The sequence below is a fragment of the Corynebacterium amycolatum SK46 genome (assembly GCF_000173655.1).
Taxonomy (GTDB): Bacteria; Actinomycetota; Actinomycetes; order Mycobacteriales; family Mycobacteriaceae; genus Corynebacterium; species Corynebacterium amycolatum_A.
On the sequence record NZ_ABZU01000013.1, the window covers coordinates 12,101 to 30,935 of the forward strand.

The 18,835-nt window shown below is 59.6% G+C and carries 15 protein-coding genes; 3 read left to right on the forward strand and 12 right to left on the reverse strand.

The window, feature by feature from the left end; genetic code table 11:
• Positions 1 to 20: 20 nt before the first annotated feature.
• Positions 21 to 1,850 (reverse strand): ABC-F family ATP-binding cassette domain-containing protein, encoded by a 1,830-nt coding sequence (locus tag CORAM0001_RS08415; RefSeq protein WP_005511403.1) that lies wholly within the window; start codon positions 1,848 to 1,850, stop codon positions 21 to 23.
• On the reverse strand, positions 1,834 to 2,349 hold the full coding sequence (locus tag CORAM0001_RS08420) for an NUDIX hydrolase (RefSeq protein ID WP_005511416.1): 516 nt from the start codon (positions 2,347 to 2,349) through the stop codon (positions 1,834 to 1,836). Before CORAM0001_RS08420 ends, CORAM0001_RS08415 begins: the two co-directional genes overlap by 17 nt.
• Before the next feature lie 233 nt (positions 2,350 to 2,582).
• On the opposite strand from CORAM0001_RS08420, the gene CORAM0001_RS08425 reads away from it, so the two are divergent.
• Positions 2,583 to 4,631, forward strand: coding sequence for an acyltransferase family protein (locus CORAM0001_RS08425; protein ID WP_005511442.1), 2,049 nt, complete (start codon positions 2,583 to 2,585; stop codon positions 4,629 to 4,631).
• 30 nt (positions 4,632 to 4,661) lie between these two features.
• Here the strand turns inward: CORAM0001_RS08425 and rsmA are convergent, their stop codons facing one another.
• From rsmA to metG, 4 genes are all read right to left on the reverse strand, one after another.
• Positions 4,662 to 5,567, reverse strand: a complete 906-nt coding sequence (rsmA, locus tag CORAM0001_RS08430) for a 16S rRNA (adenine(1518)-N(6)/adenine(1519)-N(6))-dimethyltransferase RsmA (protein ID WP_005511423.1) — start codon at positions 5,565 to 5,567, stop codon at positions 4,662 to 4,664.
• Positions 5,568 to 5,601: 34 nt separating this feature from the next.
• A complete protein-coding gene (locus CORAM0001_RS11610; RefSeq protein WP_279625282.1) occupies positions 5,602 to 6,753 on the reverse strand; it encodes a resuscitation-promoting factor in 1,152 nt (383 codons plus the stop codon).
• A 166-nt stretch (positions 6,754 to 6,919) separates the two neighbouring features.
• On the reverse strand, positions 6,920 to 7,744 hold the full coding sequence (locus CORAM0001_RS08440; protein ID WP_005511436.1) for a TatD family hydrolase: 825 nt from the start codon (positions 7,742 to 7,744) through the stop codon (positions 6,920 to 6,922).
• Between the two features lie 15 nt (positions 7,745 to 7,759).
• Positions 7,760 to 9,586 carry a methionine--tRNA ligase gene (metG, locus tag CORAM0001_RS08445; RefSeq protein ID WP_005511395.1) on the reverse strand — a complete coding sequence of 609 codons (1,827 nt, stop codon included), beginning with the start codon at positions 9,584 to 9,586 and terminating at the stop codon, positions 7,760 to 7,762.
• Positions 9,587 to 9,712: 126 nt separating this feature from the next.
• Here metG and CORAM0001_RS08450 point away from each other — a divergent pair, with 126 nt between their 5' ends.
• Positions 9,713 to 10,984, forward strand: a complete 1,272-nt coding sequence (locus CORAM0001_RS08450; protein ID WP_005511404.1) for an aminodeoxychorismate synthase component I — start codon at positions 9,713 to 9,715, stop codon at positions 10,982 to 10,984.
• Here the strand turns inward: CORAM0001_RS08450 and CORAM0001_RS08455 are convergent.
• Together CORAM0001_RS08455 and rsmI are read right to left on the reverse strand one after the other, a co-directional pair.
• A complete protein-coding gene (locus CORAM0001_RS08455; RefSeq protein ID WP_040361716.1) occupies positions 10,981 to 12,657 on the reverse strand; it encodes a BCCT family transporter in 1,677 nt (558 codons plus the stop codon). The genes CORAM0001_RS08450 and CORAM0001_RS08455 overlap by 4 nt on opposite strands.
• 160 nt (positions 12,658 to 12,817) lie before the next feature.
• Positions 12,818 to 13,729 carry a 16S rRNA (cytidine(1402)-2'-O)-methyltransferase gene (rsmI, locus tag CORAM0001_RS08460; protein WP_005511420.1) on the reverse strand — a complete coding sequence of 304 codons (912 nt, stop codon included), beginning with the start codon at positions 13,727 to 13,729 and terminating at the stop codon, positions 12,818 to 12,820.
• Positions 13,730 to 13,814: 85 nt separating this feature from the next.
• Here rsmI and CORAM0001_RS08465 point away from each other — a divergent pair, with 85 nt between their 5' ends.
• A complete protein-coding gene (locus CORAM0001_RS08465) occupies positions 13,815 to 15,311 on the forward strand; it encodes a dolichyl-phosphate-mannose--protein mannosyltransferase (protein WP_425265866.1) in 1,497 nt (498 codons plus the stop codon).
• On the opposite strand, the gene CORAM0001_RS08470 is transcribed toward CORAM0001_RS08465, so the two are convergent.
• The 4 genes from CORAM0001_RS08470 to CORAM0001_RS08485 all read right to left on the reverse strand — a co-directional run bounded on the left by CORAM0001_RS08470 (position 15,308) and on the right by CORAM0001_RS08485 (position 18,821).
• Positions 15,308 to 16,090 carry a zf-HC2 domain-containing protein gene (locus CORAM0001_RS08470; RefSeq protein ID WP_005511391.1) on the reverse strand — a complete coding sequence of 261 codons (783 nt, stop codon included), beginning with the start codon at positions 16,088 to 16,090 and terminating at the stop codon, positions 15,308 to 15,310. The two genes, CORAM0001_RS08465 and CORAM0001_RS08470, sit on opposite strands and share 4 nt — an antisense overlap.
• A 51-nt stretch (positions 16,091 to 16,141) precedes the next feature.
• Positions 16,142 to 16,546, reverse strand: coding sequence for a DoxX family protein (locus tag CORAM0001_RS08475; RefSeq protein WP_040361727.1), 405 nt, complete (start codon positions 16,544 to 16,546; stop codon positions 16,142 to 16,144).
• 236 nt (positions 16,547 to 16,782) lie between these two features.
• Complete coding sequence (gene sepX, locus CORAM0001_RS08480; RefSeq protein WP_005511396.1) at positions 16,783 to 18,015, reverse strand: divisome protein SepX/GlpR; 1,233 nt, start codon at positions 18,013 to 18,015, stop codon at positions 16,783 to 16,785.
• A gap of 173 nt (positions 18,016 to 18,188) precedes the next feature.
• The gene (locus CORAM0001_RS08485) at positions 18,189 to 18,821 is read right to left on the reverse strand and encodes a GNAT family N-acetyltransferase (RefSeq protein ID WP_005511385.1); all 633 of its coding nucleotides are present in this window, start codon (positions 18,819 to 18,821) and stop codon (positions 18,189 to 18,191) included.
• Between the last annotated feature and the right edge of the window lie 14 nt (positions 18,822 to 18,835).

The window sequence follows — 18,835 nt, forward strand, 5'->3', positions numbered from 1 at the left end:
CTAGTAGCTGAAGTAAGGCGCTAGCCCTCGAGCTGCTCCCCTAGCTCCAGCCATTCCATCTCCAGCTCTGCCTTTTGCTCAGCCACCTCTGCAGCACGGCGATCGAGATCCGCCAGCTTTTGTGTGTCCAAGTTGGCTACATCAGCACTCGCTTCCGCCATCTGCGCATGCAGTTCACTTTCTTTCTGGCTGAGCTTCGCCATCTTCCGCTCCAGGGCACTCATCTTCTTTTGAACAGCATGAGCTTCCGCGGCCGAGAGCTTCGAGGCATCCTCCTCTGAAGCTGCGCCACGAGCCTGCGGACTACCTGTATTTGCTTGAGAGGCACCGCCACTAGCGGCCGAGTCAGCTAGCTGTGCGCGGCGCTGGAGGTACTGACCAATCCCACCTGGCAGGTTCGTCAGCTCGCCATCGCCGAAAAGAGCCCAGGTCGAGTCGGCAATACGCTCAATCAGGTAGCGGTCGTGCGAGATGACCACCAGCGTGCCCGGCCAATTGTCCAGCAGGTCTTCCAATTCCTGCAGCGTGTCAATGTCCAGGTCATTCGTCGGCTCGTCGAGCAGCAGGAAGTTCGGCTCACTCATCAACACACGCGTGAGTTGCAAGCGACGGCGCTCACCACCGGAGAGGTCTGCGATTGGAGTGCGCTGCCGTTTCGGGGAGAATCCCAGCCGCTCGGCCAGTTGCGAGGCACTAATCTGCTTCTTGCCCAGGTCAATATAGGTCGCTACATCCTCCACAGCGTCGAGCACACGCATATCCAACGGCAGGTCATCGAGCTCCTGGCGCAACCACCCCAGGCGCACCGTCTTACCCTCGATTCGTTTGCCCTCACTCAAGGGGTAGTCCCCGGCCAGAGCACGTAACAAAGTGGTCTTACCCGAACCGTTGACACCGACCAGGCCAATGCGCTCACCGGGGGCCAGACGCCACGTGACGTCGTTAAGCAGCTCCCTGCCGTCGGGCGTTTCCAGGCAGGCATGCTCCAACTCCACGACCACCTTGCCCTGCCGACGCTGGGAAAACGCCATCAGCTCCACGGAATCACGCGGCGCCGGGACGTCGGCGATGAGCGCCTCAGCTGCTTCGATGCGGTAGCGAGGCTTCGAGGTGCGGGCCGGCGCACCACGGCGCAACCACGCGAGTTCCTTGCGCGCGAGGTTCTGACGACGCTGCTCGGCGGCATCGGCCTGGCGCGCACGCTCGGCACGCGCGAACGTCCAGTCGTTGTAACCTCCGTCGTAGAAATCGACAGTGCCGTCGTGGACTTCCCACGTCTTCGTGGCAACGGTATCCAGGAACCAACGATCGTGCGTGACGACGACCAGGGCTGCTCGGCGCGAAAGAACATGATCGGCCAACCACTGCACACCCTCAATATCGAGGTGGTTCGTTGGCTCGTCGAGAATGAGCAAATCCAGATCGCGGACCAGTGCGGCCGCCAGGTTTACGCGACGGCGCTCACCGCCGGAGAGATTGGCGACCTTGGTATCCATACCGAGGTCATTGATGCCGATGCCATCGAGGACCTCTCGGATGGAAGCGTTACCCGCCCACTCGTGTTCGGCGAGACCCAGCGGTGCGATAACACACTCGAACACAGTGGAATTCGGGTCGAGCTCCGCGCCCTGGGTGACATGCGCCATGGCCATGTCGTTGGCTCGCGAAATACGTCCGGAGTCCGCCGGCTCCACGCCTGCCAGAATCTTCAGCAGCGTGGACTTGCCGCCACCGTTCAAACCGACGACACCGATGCGGTCGCCCTCTTGAACGCCGAGACTGACGCCATCGAGCAGCGTCTTGAGCCCGAAGGACTTAGAAATATTCTCGCAATTAATCAGATTCGCCATGATGAGTATTTATTGTGCCCCATTCGACGTTGCCAAGCACACGCCGGACATACCAGGCCACCGGCAGCTCATCGAACTGCTCTCGGGTTACCCATTTAAATTCCGGATGCTCGCCGCTGAGCTGGACATTCTGCGTGTCGTCGGCCTCGCGTACTAGAAAAGTCACCGTGTGGAAACGGAAGTTCTCCCCGCCCAAATCCGGGTTGGAATAGTGGGCAAATTCGCTGACCTCCGCTGCGCGCAGGCCGGCCTCTTCACGCAGTTCGCGCACAGCGGCCTCCACGGGCTCCTCCCCTGCGTCGAGCTTGCCACCGGGCAAATCCCACTGGCCCCCGAGGAAGCCCTCGTATTCACGCAGCAGAAGCAGCAAGCGGTCACCGCGGAAAACTATGCAGTTGCACACCCAGCCGTCGTCGTTAGGCCAGAACTTAGTCCAAGCCACGCCGCGCGGTTCGCGCCGGGCGATTTCGGCCCTGCTGGGGTTGTCATCACGGTGCATGAAGGGTGTGCCTGCCTTTTTCAGTTCTGCTTTTTGGCTCGCTTCTAGGCGCCTCTTCCCACTTTAGCGGTGCGCTCACTACAAAAGGGTGTACCAGGTGGATTCACCGATGAGGCTTGGTGAATACCAGTAATTTATAATTCACGGATATTCTTTTGCCACTAAATTCTCCTGGCGCAGCGACCGCACTTCGTCACTGCGCTTTTAGTTATTGAAAGAACTTCCCTACCTCTATGCCTCGTCCAGTAAAACATCCCGAGCAGTACGTACCGGCTCTCGACGGAATCCGTACCATCGCGGTCGCACTTGTAGTTCTCTATCATCTGGCAGTGCCAGGCTTCGGTGGTGGGCTTCTCGGCGTCGCTGTCTTTTTCACTCTTTCGGGCTATTTGATCACCACAAACCTGGTCAATTCCAAGCTCCGCCACGACACATTCCGCCTAAAGACCTTCTGGTTCCGACGCTTCCGGAGGCTCTTGCCGGCCGTCATCACCACGCTGCTGGCGGTCATGTTCCTCACCATCGCATTTCGCCCTGAGGAGACCGCTAAGACCGGTTGGCAGGCCCTGTCGGCACTGTTCTACGTCAACAACTGGCATACGATTGCCGCGGGCGAATCCTGCTTTGACAAGTTTGCCGGTCTCGGGCCGCTGGATCACATGTGGTCACTGTCCATCGAGGAGCAGTTCTACCTAATCTGGCCGCTCATTCTGGTTGTGCTCTTTGCCACACTACGCGGTCGTCGCCGCATCGTCGCAGCCACCATCGCACTGACCGTCGCATCGTTCGGGCTGATGTGGTGGCTGGCGTCCGCCGGCGCCGAGCACACGCGCATCTACGAGGGAACCGACACCCGCGCAGGCGGACTGCTACTCGGCGCGGCCCTCGCCATCGCCCTTGCTTTTCGACGTCACGAGGGCGCCACCGCCAACTTGAACCGCGGTCTTTCCGGCATGCTGGGACTCATTGGCCTGGCCAGCATCATTGCATTAGCAACGCAGACCTCACAGCAGGGTATATTCCTCTACCACGGTGGGCTAATTCTCGCGACCATCGCGAGTGTTCTGGTCATTATGGCCGGATTGAACCGCGAAAGCCTATTCAGCCGAATCCTGGGCGCCACCCCAATGCGCTGGCTGGGTGAGCGATCCTATGGCATCTACCTATGGCATATGCCGATCATCGCATTTCTTCCCCGGCAGTGGCTGCCAGGTACTACGGAGAACACTGTCGTTGCCTGGTCTAGCAGCGCGCTAGTTTTCATCGGCTCAACCGCGCTGGCCGCCATCAGTTGGGTAATACTGGAAGACCCAATTCGTCGGCACGGCATTATCCAGCCACTGCGAGAGCGTCTCCAGGCGCGCCGTAATCGCCGTGCTGGGAAGAACGGCGCGAATGAATTTGTGCCCCGCTACATGGGCGCTATTCCCGCTACCTCGACAATTACGATGCTGGCACTAATCCTCATCGGTACACCGTTGCTCATCAGCGGCACGGACAACCGCGGCGAAGGTGCTGGCAACTCTGCCGTAGCCATGGAGCTGCCGAAGGATGCCTCGAAGAAGTCCAAGGCGGAAACGAAGTCAACAAGTGACACAGAGGCTTCTGATGATACTCGAATGCGCTGTACAACAGTTGTGCATGTAGGGGACTCGACCTCCATTGGCCTGTTCGACACTAACCAGGTCCCGGAGGGCGCTGCTACTGGCTTCCAGACCTATCTCGACCATGGTGCCAAGGAAGTGACCGACAGCGTCTTCGGCGCCCGTGCGACAAACCAAGGCTTCCAGGACTACCCCTCAGCGGTACAGTCCGTAAGCGAGTTGCTGAGCATGGGACAGGATTCGAATACCTGCTGGGTCATTGCCACTGGCGTCAACGACGCGGCGAACTACGCTGCGTTGCCAGACTACGGCTACGAACAAAACCCTGAGGAAATCAAGGCAAATATCCGCACCATGCTGGACCTTCTCGAGGGCCAGATGGTCATGTGGAATACGGTCGGCACCTACCAGCCGGCAGACAGCTACTACGACAATGCCAACATGAAGCTGTTTAACAAGCTGCTGAAGGAAGTCGCCAAGGAATACCCGAATGTCGCGATTTGGGACTGGGCCTCGGAGGTCTCGGAGCACAACGACTGGTTCATCCCTGGCGATGGCACACACTACCTACCGGAGGGCAACGCGGAGCGTGCAAAGCGCTTCGCCAGCGCTTTGGCCCACGCCTTCCCCGAGGACGGCACAGGCCACAAGCCAGCTAAGAAAATTGTCAACAGTTAGTTCAGCTAGCTCAGTTAGTTCAGTTAGGTTTTAGCGCGAGACCTCAGCGAGGCGAACGAAATCGGCAATTTCGAGCTTCTCTCCTCGCTGCCTGGGGTCAATCCCCGCTGCCATAAGCGCCTCTTCGGCTGCGGCACCAGATCCGTAAATCCCCGATAGGGCCGCCCGGAGGGTCTTGCGGCGTTGCGCAAAAGCAGCGTCGATAAGCGGGAAGAGTCGCGCGCGGAACTGCGGTGAGATTTCCCACGGGGCCGCCTCGGGGGCACCGGAGACATCGGAGGTCTCTGGAGCGTCGGAGCGGGCGTAGCAGTCAATGCGCACAAGCCCGGAATCAACCTTGGGGACCGGCCAGAAGACGTGCGGGCCAATGGCCCCGGCGCGACGCACTGTGCCGTAGTAGGCGGCCTTGACACTGGGGACACCGTAGATCTTGGAGCCCGGCTGAGCCGCCAGCCGGTCAGCGACCTCAGACTGCACCATCACGAGCACGCGGCGGATGGTGGGTAGCTCGGCAAGCATGTGCAGCAGCACCGGTACAGAAACGTTGTATGGCAGATTGGCCACCAGCGCATCTGGGGCAGTCTGAAAGTCCTCGCGGCTGACCTTCAGCGCGTCTTTCTCAATAAGCTCAAGTGCGCAGCCTTCGGCGCGCTCAGTGACTGTCTGGGGCAGACGCGCCGCCAGCCGATGATCGATTTCAACCGCCGCGGCACGGCCGCAGTGTTCGAGCAACCCGAGGGTCAGCGAACCCAAGCCGGGGCCAACCTCAACAGGGTAGGAATCCTCCGGCAAGTCCGCCGCAGCAACAATTCGACGCACGGTGTTGGCGTCGTGGACGAAGTTCTGCCCCAATTTCTTCGTCGGGACAATATCCAGCTGCGCCGCCAAGTCGCGTACTTCGACCGGCCCCAAGAAAGAAACTTCTGCTTTAGTCACAGTTAGATACTACGGGGTCAACGCAAAAATAGTTTTAGCGGAGCCCCATGGAAGCGGTGCAAGCGGGCCATGCGCCCCAACCCTGACCAGCCTGGACGCGCTCAGCGACAGCAATCTGCTGCTCGCGGGAAGCCTGCGATGCGCGCGGTGCATACTCAGTACCGCCATAAGCTGCCCAGGTGGAATCGGTGAACTGCAGACCACCGGAGAAACCGTTACCGGTATCGATAGCCCAGTCGCCGCCGGACTCACACTGAGCCAGCTGATCCCACACACCGTAGCCGGCAGCCGGAGCTGCAATGCGGGACTTAGTGCCCTGGCGGATAGTGGAGATACCCGGAGCCTTTAGCTCCTTTTCTTCCAGGACCTCGCGTCCGAGCTCTTCACCGTCGCGAGACGTGACCTTGACCTGACGCTCTACCTGGCCCGGCTCACCCTCCTGCTCAACGATGCGCTCGTCTTCGAACATCGAATCATCTTCAATGATGTTCTCGTGAGCTGGAATCTCCTCAGTCTCGGTGATGGTCTTATCAATCAGACGAGACAGAGCGATGCGCATCCCCTCGGTGACCGGAGCATCCAGACCCGGCTCGACGGTGTCATCTTCACGCAGCTCAATGCCACGCTGAGCCAGCACATCACCGACGGTCATAGCCGGGACTGTAAGGTCGATGTCCTTGGCATCGTCGTGAAGCACAATATTCTTGGCGCGAACGACGTCGAGTTCGACCCCCTTAGCGGAAATCTCGCCCTTTTCGACCTCGACCTTGTCCTTATCGGAGATGAGCCCCTGCTTCTTCAGACCTTCAATCAGCTCATCGGTAGTGATGGCATTGGTCTTGTGCTCCTGCGGCTTGCCATCGACGATCATCGTGACCGGCTTGGCAGAGCGGTAGACCAGCTTGCCACCGTCCGTGAGATCGCCCTGACGCTGAACCAGGTCTCCGCCGGCGGTTTCGACACCAGCCTTCTCCAGAATGGCCTTGTCATCCTTGGACCAGGTTGCAATCTGCTCGACCTTGCCGTCGATTTCGACGGTGATGGTGTCATAGTTGGATGCTGCGACAGTGCCCCCCAGAGCAACAGCAGCGACCAGACCGCCTGCGGCGATCTTGGACGAAGTGGAGACTCCGTCGTTAGCACGATTGAGATGACGCTTCTTCGCAGCACTCACGGGGTTCGTCACAGCCTTTCGGAGGATGGGCAGTTAGCAGATGAAAGAAATACAGTTTGTAACAGTACGGTAAAGATTCAGTGTTGTCTAAAATATATCGATAAAAGTGACGGGAAATACAACAAACCGCCCCGGCTGCATTTCCACAGCTCAGGGGCGGCAATACGCCGGCACATGCTTAAATGCCGTACACCCGACGTGCGTTATCCGTCAAAATCTGTGCCATCTCCTCCGCCCCGATTTCTCGGGCCGCAGCCATCGCACGTGCCTGATGACCGATAAAAGTGGACTCGTTGCGCGCACCTCGGAAAGGCTCCGCGGTCATGTACGGGGCATCGGTTTCCACCAGCAGCTGCTCCGCCGGCGCCTCAGCCACAGCCTGCCGCAGATAATCATTGCGTTTGAAGGTCACGTTGCCGGTAAAGCTCAGCAGGTAACCGCGTGCAATGGCTTCGCGGGCAACCTCGATGGGCGAGGAGAAACAGTGCAAAATGACCGTATTGTCATAGCCGTCCAACGCCGCCATCAGGTCTTCATCGGCGTCGCGGTTATGAATCATCAACGGCTTGCCGACGGTCGCTGCGAGCTCCATATGCCACTGCAACGCAGCCAGCTGTTCGCTCTTCGACGCGCAGCCGTCGAGGGAATCCAACCAGTACCAATCCAATCCCGTCTCCCCCACGGCCACAACCCTGGGGTCGGCAGCCATTTCGGTTAGGCGAGCCTTGGCGTCGTCGTCAAGCTCTTGTGCGCGCGTCGGATGGATAGCGGCGGCGGCCCAGACGTTGGGGTGCGCGTGTGCGGCGGCAAAGGCCAGTTCGGTTTCCGGCATGCCATCGCCGACCGTGCAGACTCCGACGACACCCGCTGCGGCAGCCCGATCCATGAGAGCCGCAATCTCCTCCGGAGTTTGCGCCCCGCAGGACGCGAGATGCGTGTGGGCGTCAAACAGCGGAGTGAGATACTCCGCGGGTTCTGCAATCTTGCGTTTGCGCTTTCCCATACCTCTACTGAGCCTCTACTTCACCTGTGCCCACTCGGGGCCGTGCTCAGCCAACTCAGAGTCGAGCTTGGTGAAAATCGGCTTCGGCTTGGCCAACGCCGTACCCGGCTCAATGTCGAAGCGACGCCAGGCGGCCTTCTGATTGACGTAGTCACCAGTGATGATTGGGTAGCTCCTACCCTCTGCCGGCAGGTCAGCGCCGACCGGTTCGACCGGCATGTCGTCCTGGACTTCCTGGACTTCCGGCATTGCGGCCCAGATGCCCTCGCCGCCCAGGGTCTCGAAGACCTTCTGCGCGCTTTCCGGCAGGTACGGGGTCAGCAGCACATTGGCATCGCTGACTACCTGCAGTGCTGTCCACAACACGGTGGCCAGGCGCTCGCGCTGGGACTCGTCCTTCGCCAGCTTCCACGGCTCCTGCGCAGCAATGTAGGCGTTGGCCTCTCCGACCAGGTGCATTGCGGCAGTGATACCAGCGCGGAAGCGGGACAGTGCGAGTGCGTCGCCGACCTCGGCGAAAGAGCGCTCAGCCAGGTCGAGCAGTTCACGATCAGCGTCGGTGAGTTCGCCCGGAGTCGGCACCTCTCCGAAGTTCTTGAAAGCCATGGACACGGTGCGGTTGACCAGATTGCCCCACGAGTTGGCCAGCTCGTTATTCACGCGGCGGACGAACTCATCCCAGGTGAAGTCGGTGTCCTGATTCTCAGGGCCTGCCATTGCGATGAAGTAGCGCAGCGGATCCGGGCCGAACTCGGCCAGGAAGTCCTTCACATAGATGACAACGCCCTTGGAAGAGGAGAACTTCGAGCCCGACATGGTCAGGTACTCCGAGGAGACGACCTCCGTCGGCAGGTTCAACTCACCGAGCTGACCGACCTCGCCCCCACGGGATCCCTCGCCACGGTAGCCCAGCAGCTCAGCCGGCCAAATCTGGGAGTGAAAGGTGATGTTGTCCTTGCCCATGAAGTAGTAGGACAGTGCCTCCGGGTCATTCCACCACTTGCGCCACGCTTCCGGGTCACCAATGCGCCAGGCCCACTCAATGGAAGCGGATAGGTAACCGACGACAGCATCGAACCAAACGTAGAGCTTCTTCGTCCCGTTCTCCGACCAGCCCTCCAGCGGAATCGGCACACCCCAGTCAATGTCGCGGCTCATTGCACGCGGACGGATGTCCTTCAGGATGTTCAGGGAGAACTTCAACACGTTCGGGCGCCAGTCCTTGCGCTCTTGAAGCCACTCGGTCAAGGCCTCTGCCAGAGCCGGCAGGTCGAGCAGGAAGTGCTCAGTTTCAACGAACTTCGGGGTCTCGCCGTTGATTTTCGACACCGGATCAATCAGATCGGCCGGGTCAAGCTGGTTACCGCAGTTGTCACACTGGTCGCCGCGGGCACCGGAAGCGCCACAAATTGGGCAGGTACCTTCGATGTAACGGTCCGGCAGCGTACGACCGGTCGACGGGGAAATCGCACCCATCGTGGTCTGCTTGACCATGTAGCCGTTTTCGTAGAGCCCACGGAAGAGCTCCTGGACAACGACGTAGTGGTTGCGTGTGGTAGTGCGCGTAAACAGGTCGTAGGAAAGCCCCAGACCCGCGAGGTCCTTCACAATCTGGCGGTTGTAACGGTCGGCCAATTCCTGGACAGAAACGCCTTCCTTCTCCGCTTGCACAAGCAGTGGCGTGCCATGCTCATCAGTACCGGAGACCATCAGCACGTCATTGCCAACCATTCGCTGGTAGCGAGCGAAAACGTCCGAGGGGACACCGAAACCTGCAACATGGCCGATATGTCGCGGGCCGTTAGCGTACGGCCACGCAACTGCTGTGAAAATGCGAGACATATCTAACAGGGTAATAGATGACCTACCATCGCGATGAACTGTGCCCCTTACGGAGTCCTCATGAAGTCTTCATGAACTGTCCCCTAGCGTCATCGCGCGCTTGCGCGGTCACTACGCTTATGTCCTATGTCCACTCGGTCCACCTCCTCCGACTCGGCTGCTGACTTCACTTCGCGCGCGACCACTGCGCTAGCCCGTCTTATCGCTGCCGGTCATCGCCCCGCCGCACTCATCGGCTCCTGGTTCGGCTATCGCGCGGTTCTCGCCGCCAACGTCGAGCTCACCGCCTGCGATTCGGCAGCGCTTTTCACCAGCCCCGACCACGATGCGTGGATTTTTGGGTTCCGCCCCTACTCCGGAACCAGCGCGCATGGAATCGCTGCCTGCGTCGCATTGCTTGCCGACGACGGCACGTGGCATTTCGACGGCCCCGGCACCGGCGCCGGCGACCCCTTAAATCCGGATTTCCAAGCCCTTCAGGAGGCCATCACTTACTCGCGCGAAAACACGCGTGCCGACGCGCTCCCCGCGGCCACGCCACTGGAGTGGGATCAGGGCGACCGCGTCCGTCACCAGCGCGCTGTAGAAAGCTGCAAAGAGGCAATTGCCGCGGGCGAGGTGTACCAAACCTGCATCTCTACACGCTTTCACGCGGAGCTGAATGCGGGATCGGACACGGACGTCGATGCGGACAACGCTGCACTAGCCCACGCCGGCGCGTGGTTTTCCTCCCGCGTGGCGCGGTATCAACCGGCTCGAGCAGCATTCTTGCCCGGCAACCTCGATGCGGGAATTCCGATTCTGGCCTCACTGAGTCCGGAGGAGTTCCTCATCCGCTCGGGCACAACCGTGACGGAAACACCTATCAAGGGCACGATTCCCGCCGACCGCTCCCCGGATGAGCTATTGCGCAGCGACAAGGATGTCGCCGAGAACATCATGATTGTCGACCTGGTGCGCCACGACCTCGGCCAGGTGGCCAAGACTGGCACTGTGAAGGTCACGGATCTGCTCAGTGTGCGCCCGGCACCGGGCGTGTGGCACCTCTTTTCCACGGTCGCTGCGGAACTTCCCGATCAGCTCAGCCACGCTGAGCTGATCGAAGCCTGCTTCCCACCGGCCTCAGTCACCGGTACACCGAAGCTGCGAGCAATTGAGCTTTTGCGCGAGTGGGAGCCCGAGCCCCGTGGTGCTCACTGTGGCGCGATTGGTGCGGCTCACGGGGATGCGCTTGAGCTCAATGTCGCCATTCGTACCGCTGAGTACGCAAAAGACCCGAACTCGGGGAGAGTTCGGGTCGAAGCTGGCATCGGCGGTGGCATCACCATCGAGTCTACGCCCGAGGGCGAATGGGCCGAGATTGAGGCCAAGGCCGCACCGCTGCTGCTAGAGAGCTAGTTGCGTAGTTTACGAGCACGACGGCGCTCGCGCTGTTCAGCTGCTTCCACCAAGCGGCGCTCGCGAGCCATGCGCAGAGCAAACTGGCGCTGTTCCTTGTCATCGAGGTACATCGGATCGTCGGAAAGCCCCTTAACCAGCGCCACCATCAGCGCCAAAATAACAATGACGAACGGGCTCGCCGCCAAAATGGTTAGATTCTGCAGGTTCGACAGGGCATCGCTGCCGCCAGTGACCAGCAGGACAATGGCGATTAGCGCGGTGAAGATACCCCACATGGCGGTGACACTGCGGGAAGCGGTGAGTCGACCGAACTGGCTCATCGTGCCCATCACCGTCGATGCGGAGTCTGCGGAAGTAATAAAAAAGGTAGCCAGCAAAATCATTGCGATTACTGAAGTAATTGCGCCACCTGGCATGGAATCCAGCAGGTTAAACAACTGGCTCTCAGCCGAACCGTCACCGTAGATGGAGGAATGCTGCTGCTCGTGAGTAATGGCGCTGCCGCCGAAGATAGAAAACCAGACGGCAGAGACGATTGACGGCACTGCGACGACGGTGAAGACGAACTCACGGATAGTACGCCCACGGGAAATGCGCGCGATGAACATACCGACAAACGGCGACCAGGAAATCCACCAAGCCCAGTAGAAAATCGTCCAAGTCGATAGCCACTCACCTGCCGTGCCATCAGCGGAGGCACTAGAGCGGGCGGCCATCTCGAAGAAGGAATCCAAGTAGCTGCCGATGGAGGTCGGAATCAGGTTCAGAATCACCACGGTCGGACCGAGGATTAGCACCAACAGTGCCAGTAGAGCTGCGGCAATCATGTTGAAGTTGGAGATGTACTGAATACCCTTGCCAACACCCGAGAGTGCGGAGGCCAAGAAGGCGCAGCCCAGAATGAGGATAAGACCAATCCACAAACTTGTGCCCTTGATGGCGGTGAAACCGTTGATCTCCAAACCAGCAGAAATCTGCAACACGCCTACACCGAGGGAGGCTGCTGTGCCAAAGACTGTGGCGAAAATCGCAAGTGCGTCGATAAGCTTGCCCAACCATCCCTCCGCGCGACGTGCGCCAATGAGCGGGATGAACGCCGCGGAAATCAGCTGCTTACGACCAAGACGGTAGGTCGAGTAAGCAATGGCGAGGCCGACGATGGCGTAGAGCGACCAGGGGTGCAGAGTCCAGTGGAACATCGTCGAGGCCATAGCGGTGCCGACTTCCTTTGGCTCGTGACCAGGCACGCCTTCGCGATAGAAAGTCAGTGGCTCAGCGACACCATAGAACATCAGACCGATGCCCATACCGGCGGCAAACATCATGGCAATCCAGCTCGGAGTGGAAAACTCTGGCTTCTCGGTGTCTTTGCCCAAGCGAATGTGACCGAACTTGGAAATCGCAACGGACACGATGAAGAAAACAAAAATGGTACTGGCCAAGATGAACAGCCAACCAATGTTCTCCACGACCCAGTTCAGAGAACTAGATGCAAACGTGGAGAAACTATCTGGCCACACCAAGCCCCAGATGACAATTGCCAGAATTGCGATAACGGCCGGGATGGTCACCCCTAGGTTTAGGGGAGCCTTGAAGTCAGCGATGCTGGCCTCACCAGCGACAGGTTCCCCTACGTCTTGTTGTATTTCATGTTCTGGTGGATTCGTCATTCCTCCACCATGTCCACTATTGACCTGGGATTTCAACTTAGAATGCGGGTTTTCTCAGGTTTTCTTCATTTTTTCCCAGATTGCAAAAACTGCCAATAATGGCGTTTACCCTGTTCACTGCCGTGTACTGGGACGTTTTCTGGCACAAAGTAACAATCGCCTAACGATTTTCCTCGCGAGCAGCCAAAACCGCCTGATAGAGATCACGGTGCTTTGTCATTCCAGCCTCCGCCGCAATCTGCTTCGCGGCATCCTTCAGCCGCATACCATCAGCCACGAGGTCCTCCACGCGGTCAACCAAGTCCTCCGTGGATACCTCCGTTGCCTGCTGCCCCGCGCCCTCAATCACCACCGTAATTTCGCCGCGGACACCTTCCTCCGCCCACGCAGCCAACTCTCCCAACGTCGCACGGCGAGTCTCTTCAAACCTCTTGGTCAACTCACGGCTTACCGACGCGCGCCGCTCCTCACCCAAAATCTCCGCGGCATCCGCCAACGTGACAGCCAATCGATGTGGCGACTCAAAGAAACAACAGGCCCGCTTCTCTGTCTTCAGTGATTCCAACCAGGCCCGGCGCGCCCCCTGTTTACGAGGTGCAAAACCATCGAAGCAGAAGTGGCCGACACCCAAACCGCTGAGAGCCAATGCGGTAGTCACCGCGCTCGGTCCCGGTACACAGGACACCGGCACGCCCGCGTCGTGAGCAGCCGCCACCACAGCCAGGCCAGGATCTGACACCACCGGCATCCCAGCATCGGTCACCACAATGACTTTCTGTCCCGCCTTCGCCGCCTGAATCAGCGACTCAGTGCGGCTATCTTCGTTGTGGTCGAAGTTCGAAATAAACTTCCCCTTGGGGGAAATGCCCAGCGCTGTGGCTAGGTTGCGCGCCCGCCGGGTGTCTTCCGCGGCGATGATATCGGCGTCGATAAGCGCACCGCGCAAGCGGTCGGAGGCATCGGCGATATTGCCCAGCGGCGTTGCCACCAGAGTGATGCCGGGAGCCAGCGTCGTAGCCTCGCTAAGGGGCTCGTTCTCGTGCGGTTGGAAGTTCGATGCCGAATGCGTCATGATTCCATAGCTTAAACTGACATTCGTGACCGATGCCGCTTTAACCCCACCACCGGAAACCGAGCGCCGCGCGAAAAAGCGTTTCCTGCGCCCGATTCCCCCGGTTCCCCCGCTGCCGCCACTGCGGCGGTGGGATAAATGGGATACCGCCACTTTTGTGGTTCTCGGAATCATCGCAGCGCTAACGCGTTTCATCGGGCTTGCTGCCAAGACCGACAATGGCACCCCGCTCTTCGATGAAAAGCACTATGTGCCGCAAGCATGGCAGATTCTGGAGTCCACGCGCGACCCCATCTCGTCTGGCATTGAGGACAATCCTGGCTACGGTCTGATTGTGCATCCGCCAGTGGCCAAGCAGGTCATCGCCTTGGGTGAGTGGATCTTCGGTTACTCGCCAATGGGCTGGCGGTTTATGTCGGCGGTGTGTGGCACGCTGGTCATCCTGCTGCTCATGGACATCGTCCGACGCATCTCTCGCGGCTCGCGGTTGGCAGTGGGTATCGCTGGTCTCTACGCGCTTGCCGACGGAGTGCTGTTTGTCTCCTCCCGGGTCGGCATGCTGGACATGATTCAGACCTTCTTCATCATCGCGGCCGCGTGGGCACTTCTCATTGACCAGGCCGATGCCCGCAAGCGCCTGGAATCCGCCACGGAACTAGGTAGTTTCGGCCCCTATCTCAGCTATCGCTGGTGGCGACTGCTCGCCGGCATCATGCTGGGGCTTGCCACCGGGGTGAAGTGGTCTGGTCTGTACTACATTGCCGCATTCGGTCTGTGGTCCGTCTTCACGGATCTGGTGTCACGCAAGAATGCCGGTGCGGACAAACCCGTGCTCGGCGCACTCGCCCGCGATACCGCCCCGGCGTTGCGTGATCTAGTTGTGGTCCCGCTGGGCGTTTACTTCTTAAGTTGGCGTTCCTGGTTCGCCGAAGAAACGTCGGTCTATCGCCATGTCTCGCCCGAAGAGCGCGATACAGGGCTCCCCGGCACCGGCTGGCTTCCCGAGGCCGTGCAGAACTACCTGCACTACCAAAACAGCGTGCTGAAGTTCCACGCCGAGCTGACCACCTCTAATGGCCACAAACACCCTTGGGAATCCAAGCCCTGGGAGTGGCTGGTCAGCTGGCGGCCAATGCTCTACTACTCCACCGAAACCACCTGCAGTGGTGGCCAGGAGTGCAAGGGCTGGATGATGCTCTTTGGCACCCCGCCCATCTGGTGGTTGCTGGTCCCCGTGGTCCTGTGGGCCACATGGCGCTGGCTCGGCCGCCGCGACGGCCGCTACGCGCTGCCAGTCATCGGGTTCCTCGCCTCCTGGCTGCCGTGGGTCATTGGCTACGACCGTCAGATGTACTTCTTCTACGCCACCGCGCTGATTCCATTCGTACTCATCGCCTTTGCTCTGCTTGCCGACGATCTCTCACACTGGCGGCCTCGCGATAAGCCGGTGGGGTTGGTAATCGTTGGCACGCACGCCGCACTAGTGGTGGCCGCGTTTGTGTTCTGGCTGCCGATTTTGACCGGCTACCCGCTGCCTCTCAACCACTTTGATTGGCGGTTCTGGTTGCCGTCCTGGAGCTAGTCCCGCTGTGGTGGCACGCCAGTGACCGGCAACCCGGAGGCGGCCCGCCATGCCTGTGCGATTGCCGTCGGCGTATAACCGCCCAGCCACACTACGGCCAGCGTCAAAGCGGAGACAAACATCAAGGCCAGGCCTGCAATCTCTGATGCTCCCTGGGCGCCGATGAGAATGTCACGAATACCAAAACCGATGCTGAACGTGGCGACGGCACCGTAGACCGGCGCCATGCCCATGGCAGCGCGTGGCCGCCAAGCAGCCCAGAACAATCCCACTGCCAATGCGAGCCGAATTGCCGCGAGTTGGATGGCAAGGCGTGCTCCGAGCTCCATTGGGTCAACGGTGGCAGTGGAACCGTCGATAGGCGCTCCCGTGCTTGTTGCGATTCCTGCACCTTCCTGCGGCTGCGTCGAGGAAAGTCCGAGCGTCATCATGCCGGAGGCGTCGACCAGCGTCGCAATCCCCCAGACAGCCCAGCAAAGGCCCAGCGCAATGAGCACCCCGCGGGCGGTACCGGACATGAGCAGCCATGCGCGCTCACGCCGGCGGCGCTCCGGTTCTATGGAGACCAAAATGCGCTCCGAGAGATCATCCGTGGAAAACTCCGGCATGCCATCGGCAGGCCCAACCGTAAGGGCGCGGTTTAGCCGCACCGCTCGCTCATACCAAGCTCGACACTCCTCGCAGGCCCCAAGATGGGCATCGATGACTTCATCGGCAATGCTTGCCTGCTCGCCATCGAGGCGAGCTGACAATGCTGCGCGAATTTCCTCGCACTCCACGGGGAATCTCCACCGCCTTTAACTCTTAAGGGGGTTGTACCTAATGAGGTCTTACCTGATGAACTGCCTGTCCAAACTGAAACGGCCGGCGCCGAATACGAGAATCATCACCAGACCACCGATGAGTGACATCACAAGCTCCGCACCGTTATCGCGGATAAACAGGCCATTGCCCAAGTGCATCGACCACCAGGCACCTATCATCTCAATGATGAAGACCATCGCCACCGTCGGGGCCAAGAGTCCCAGAATCAGCAACGCGCCTCCGACCAGTTCTACTAGAGCGACAACCCAGACCGTCAAGTGCGCCTGCGGGATATTCGCGGCGACAAAGTAACCGGTCGTCTTGTCAACACCGGTGATAAAAATCTTGTCCCAGCCGTGGCAGATGAAGATAATTCCGAGTATAAGGCGGAGAATCACGAGCGCGATATCGCGCATTACCGGTCGATCCATGGGGGACATGCTACCCGACGGCACGGTCAAAACACGGTAGCACTGCGGCAGCGAGAGGCCAGCGGCTTGAACATGCAAAAAGGCTTCTCCCAACCCCTCGGGAGAAGCCTTCCGCCAAACACACCCGGTGTGTCATGTCTTAGGTAGTGACATCGTAACAGGCCGAGTTTCTAACAAAAAATCGCGCTGACGTGCTCAGACAACTTTAAGGTTGTTCTACGGCTCAGCTCACAGGACTAGCTCACGCGAGCCTGCGGCATTTCGTCGTAATCGTCGTCATCAAAGCGGTAGTCCGTGTAGGCCAGATCTGCGAAATCCGGATCCTCATCATCGAGTTCGACTACTACCGCGCCCGGACGGCGCAGTCGCTGTGGAATTCCCAGCTCATCATCCTCGCGGTTACGCACACCGAGGCGGGCCATCTTCATCCGGCGAATTCGGCGAGCCCGCAGTTCCTGCTCTGCACGCACGGTGTGGCGCAGGTTGACCAGGTACAGGGTCATCAAGCCGACACCGACCAGTGGAATCCACCAGGTCCAACCACCCGCGAAAGCAGCGATGATAATCGTGACTGCGATGAACGCTGCCAGCCCAGCAACAGAACGGCGGCGACGGGCAAAGCGAGTCTCAGCGTACTGGGCATCCGAAACCGGATCGAACCCACCACGACCACGGCGCTTCTCAGCGAACGCGTAATCATCTTCGGTCAAGGTGTCATCGACAGCGATTGACTCATCGTTGGACTCGGCACTGTGGTCGCTGTCGTCCTCGACGGTCTCGTCGAGTACTGCCTGCTCGTCTACAGTGTCTGCTGCCTCTTCAGTCTCAGAGAGAGCCTCAGCGTCAGATTCAACGGCATCTTCGAACATCAAGTCATCGGCGTCGACGAATTGACGGCGAACGTCAACGCTCACATCGGAGGAGGACTCATCTGCACGAACCACGTCACCTTCGGCGGAGGCGACGGCGGAGTCAGATTCAGCATCCTCGTCATCAACGACAGCCTGCAGCGACTGGTCTGCAGACTCATTATCGGACACGTCCACGTCAGAGCGGTCAGAATACTCAGCAGTGACTTCCTCGGTAGCGGAATTATCCGCCTGCGGGGTCTCCTCCTCTACATCTGCCGCTTCCAGCTCGTAGACGATATCGCCGTCGACGACGGCCGGGTCGGCCGCCTCGTCCACGGTGTCGTCGATAAGCACGTCGCTGACATCGAAGTCATCGTCGACCTGCGCGTCAACGGTTTCGAGAGAATCGTCGACTTCTTCGGCTACGCGCACGTCCGACTCCTTGAAAGACGGACGACGGCGCGTCGTGGCCAACTCCTCGCCACCACGATGCAGCACGCGGGTCTTACCAAGCGCATCGGAGGTACGACGGATCGGCTTGCGCGTATTGACCACCAGCGGGGCCAGCACAAACAACCACAGTACAACGATGAGTATCAGCAACAGTGAAGTTGACATATTTTGTGTCTCCTTGCGATTTCGCCCGGGGTTTCGCCGTCTCTCCCCGGCCCAAATACGCCGCCCACATGCCCTTCCACAGAGGCATTTGCGAAGGCAGTCAGCGTATCTAGAGCGAATTCGCCCAATAGTAGAGTTGTCATCACCCTATCGGCGTGTGTTACTCAGACTACTCAGGCGCGCCGTTGCGGTGGGTATTTCTCCGCCTCTTCATATTGCGCACGACCACTCGCCACGATGAGGTCCACTGCACTGTCCTCCCCCACCCGTGCATAGGTCAGATGATCGCGCCACGCGCCATCCATATGGAAGGCTTCCCGCGCCACGCCCTCGTACTCGAACCCACAGTTTTCCAGCACACGTATCGACGGAACATTGCTGTCCAACACAGTTGCTTCAATTCGGTGGACGCCAACTCTCGTGGCATAATCCGACGCCAACGCCACTGCAGCAGTGGCGACCCCTCCACATGTAAAGCCGCTACCGACCCAGTAGCCAATCCAGGCGTGAGCGACGGGGAAAGGCGTAATACCGCCGAGTGTGAGCATCCCGGCGAACTGGCCGTCTACCTCAATGGTGGAGACAATCATGTCTCCCGCAGCCTCTGAACGACGCCAACTGCGCAGGTTACGGCGGAAAACAGAAGCCCTGTGGACATTATCCCAGTCGTCCTCGAGGGTTGGCTCCACGGGGCGCAAAATGGGCTCGTCGCGCAGCCGCAGTGCCCGCCATGCGGAGGCATCAGAGCGCTCTGGCACACGCAGGCGGACTCGGCCGCCACTGGTCACAAGACGAGAAGTACGCACAGCAACAATACTCG

Bases quoted from the DNA above. Each gene is read 5' to 3' on its own strand.
- CORAM0001_RS08415 (WP_005511403.1), bottom strand. From the start codon at position 1,850: ATGGCGAATCTGATTAATTGCGAGAATATTTCTAAGTCCTTCGGGCTC.
- CORAM0001_RS08420 (WP_005511416.1), bottom strand. From the start codon at position 2,349: ATGCACCGTGATGACAACCCCAGCAGGGCCGAAATCGCCCGGCGCGAA.
- CORAM0001_RS08425 (WP_005511442.1), top strand. From the start codon at position 2,583: ATGCCTCGTCCAGTAAAACATCCCGAGCAGTACGTACCGGCTCTCGAC.
- CORAM0001_RS08440 (WP_005511436.1), bottom strand. From the start codon at position 7,744: ATGGGAAAGCGCAAACGCAAGATTGCAGAACCCGCGGAGTATCTCACT.
- metG (WP_005511395.1), bottom strand. From the start codon at position 9,586: ATGTCTCGCATTTTCACAGCAGTTGCGTGGCCGTACGCTAACGGCCCG.
- CORAM0001_RS08450 (WP_005511404.1), top strand. From the start codon at position 9,713: ATGTCCACTCGGTCCACCTCCTCCGACTCGGCTGCTGACTTCACTTCG.
- CORAM0001_RS08455 (WP_040361716.1), bottom strand. From the start codon at position 12,657: ATGACGAATCCACCAGAACATGAAATACAACAAGACGTAGGGGAACCT.
- rsmI (WP_005511420.1), bottom strand. From the start codon at position 13,729: ATGACGCATTCGGCATCGAACTTCCAACCGCACGAGAACGAGCCCCTT.
- CORAM0001_RS08475 (WP_040361727.1), bottom strand. From the start codon at position 16,546: ATGGATCGACCGGTAATGCGCGATATCGCGCTCGTGATTCTCCGCCTT.
- sepX (WP_005511396.1), bottom strand. From the start codon at position 18,015: ATGTCAACTTCACTGTTGCTGATACTCATCGTTGTACTGTGGTTGTTT.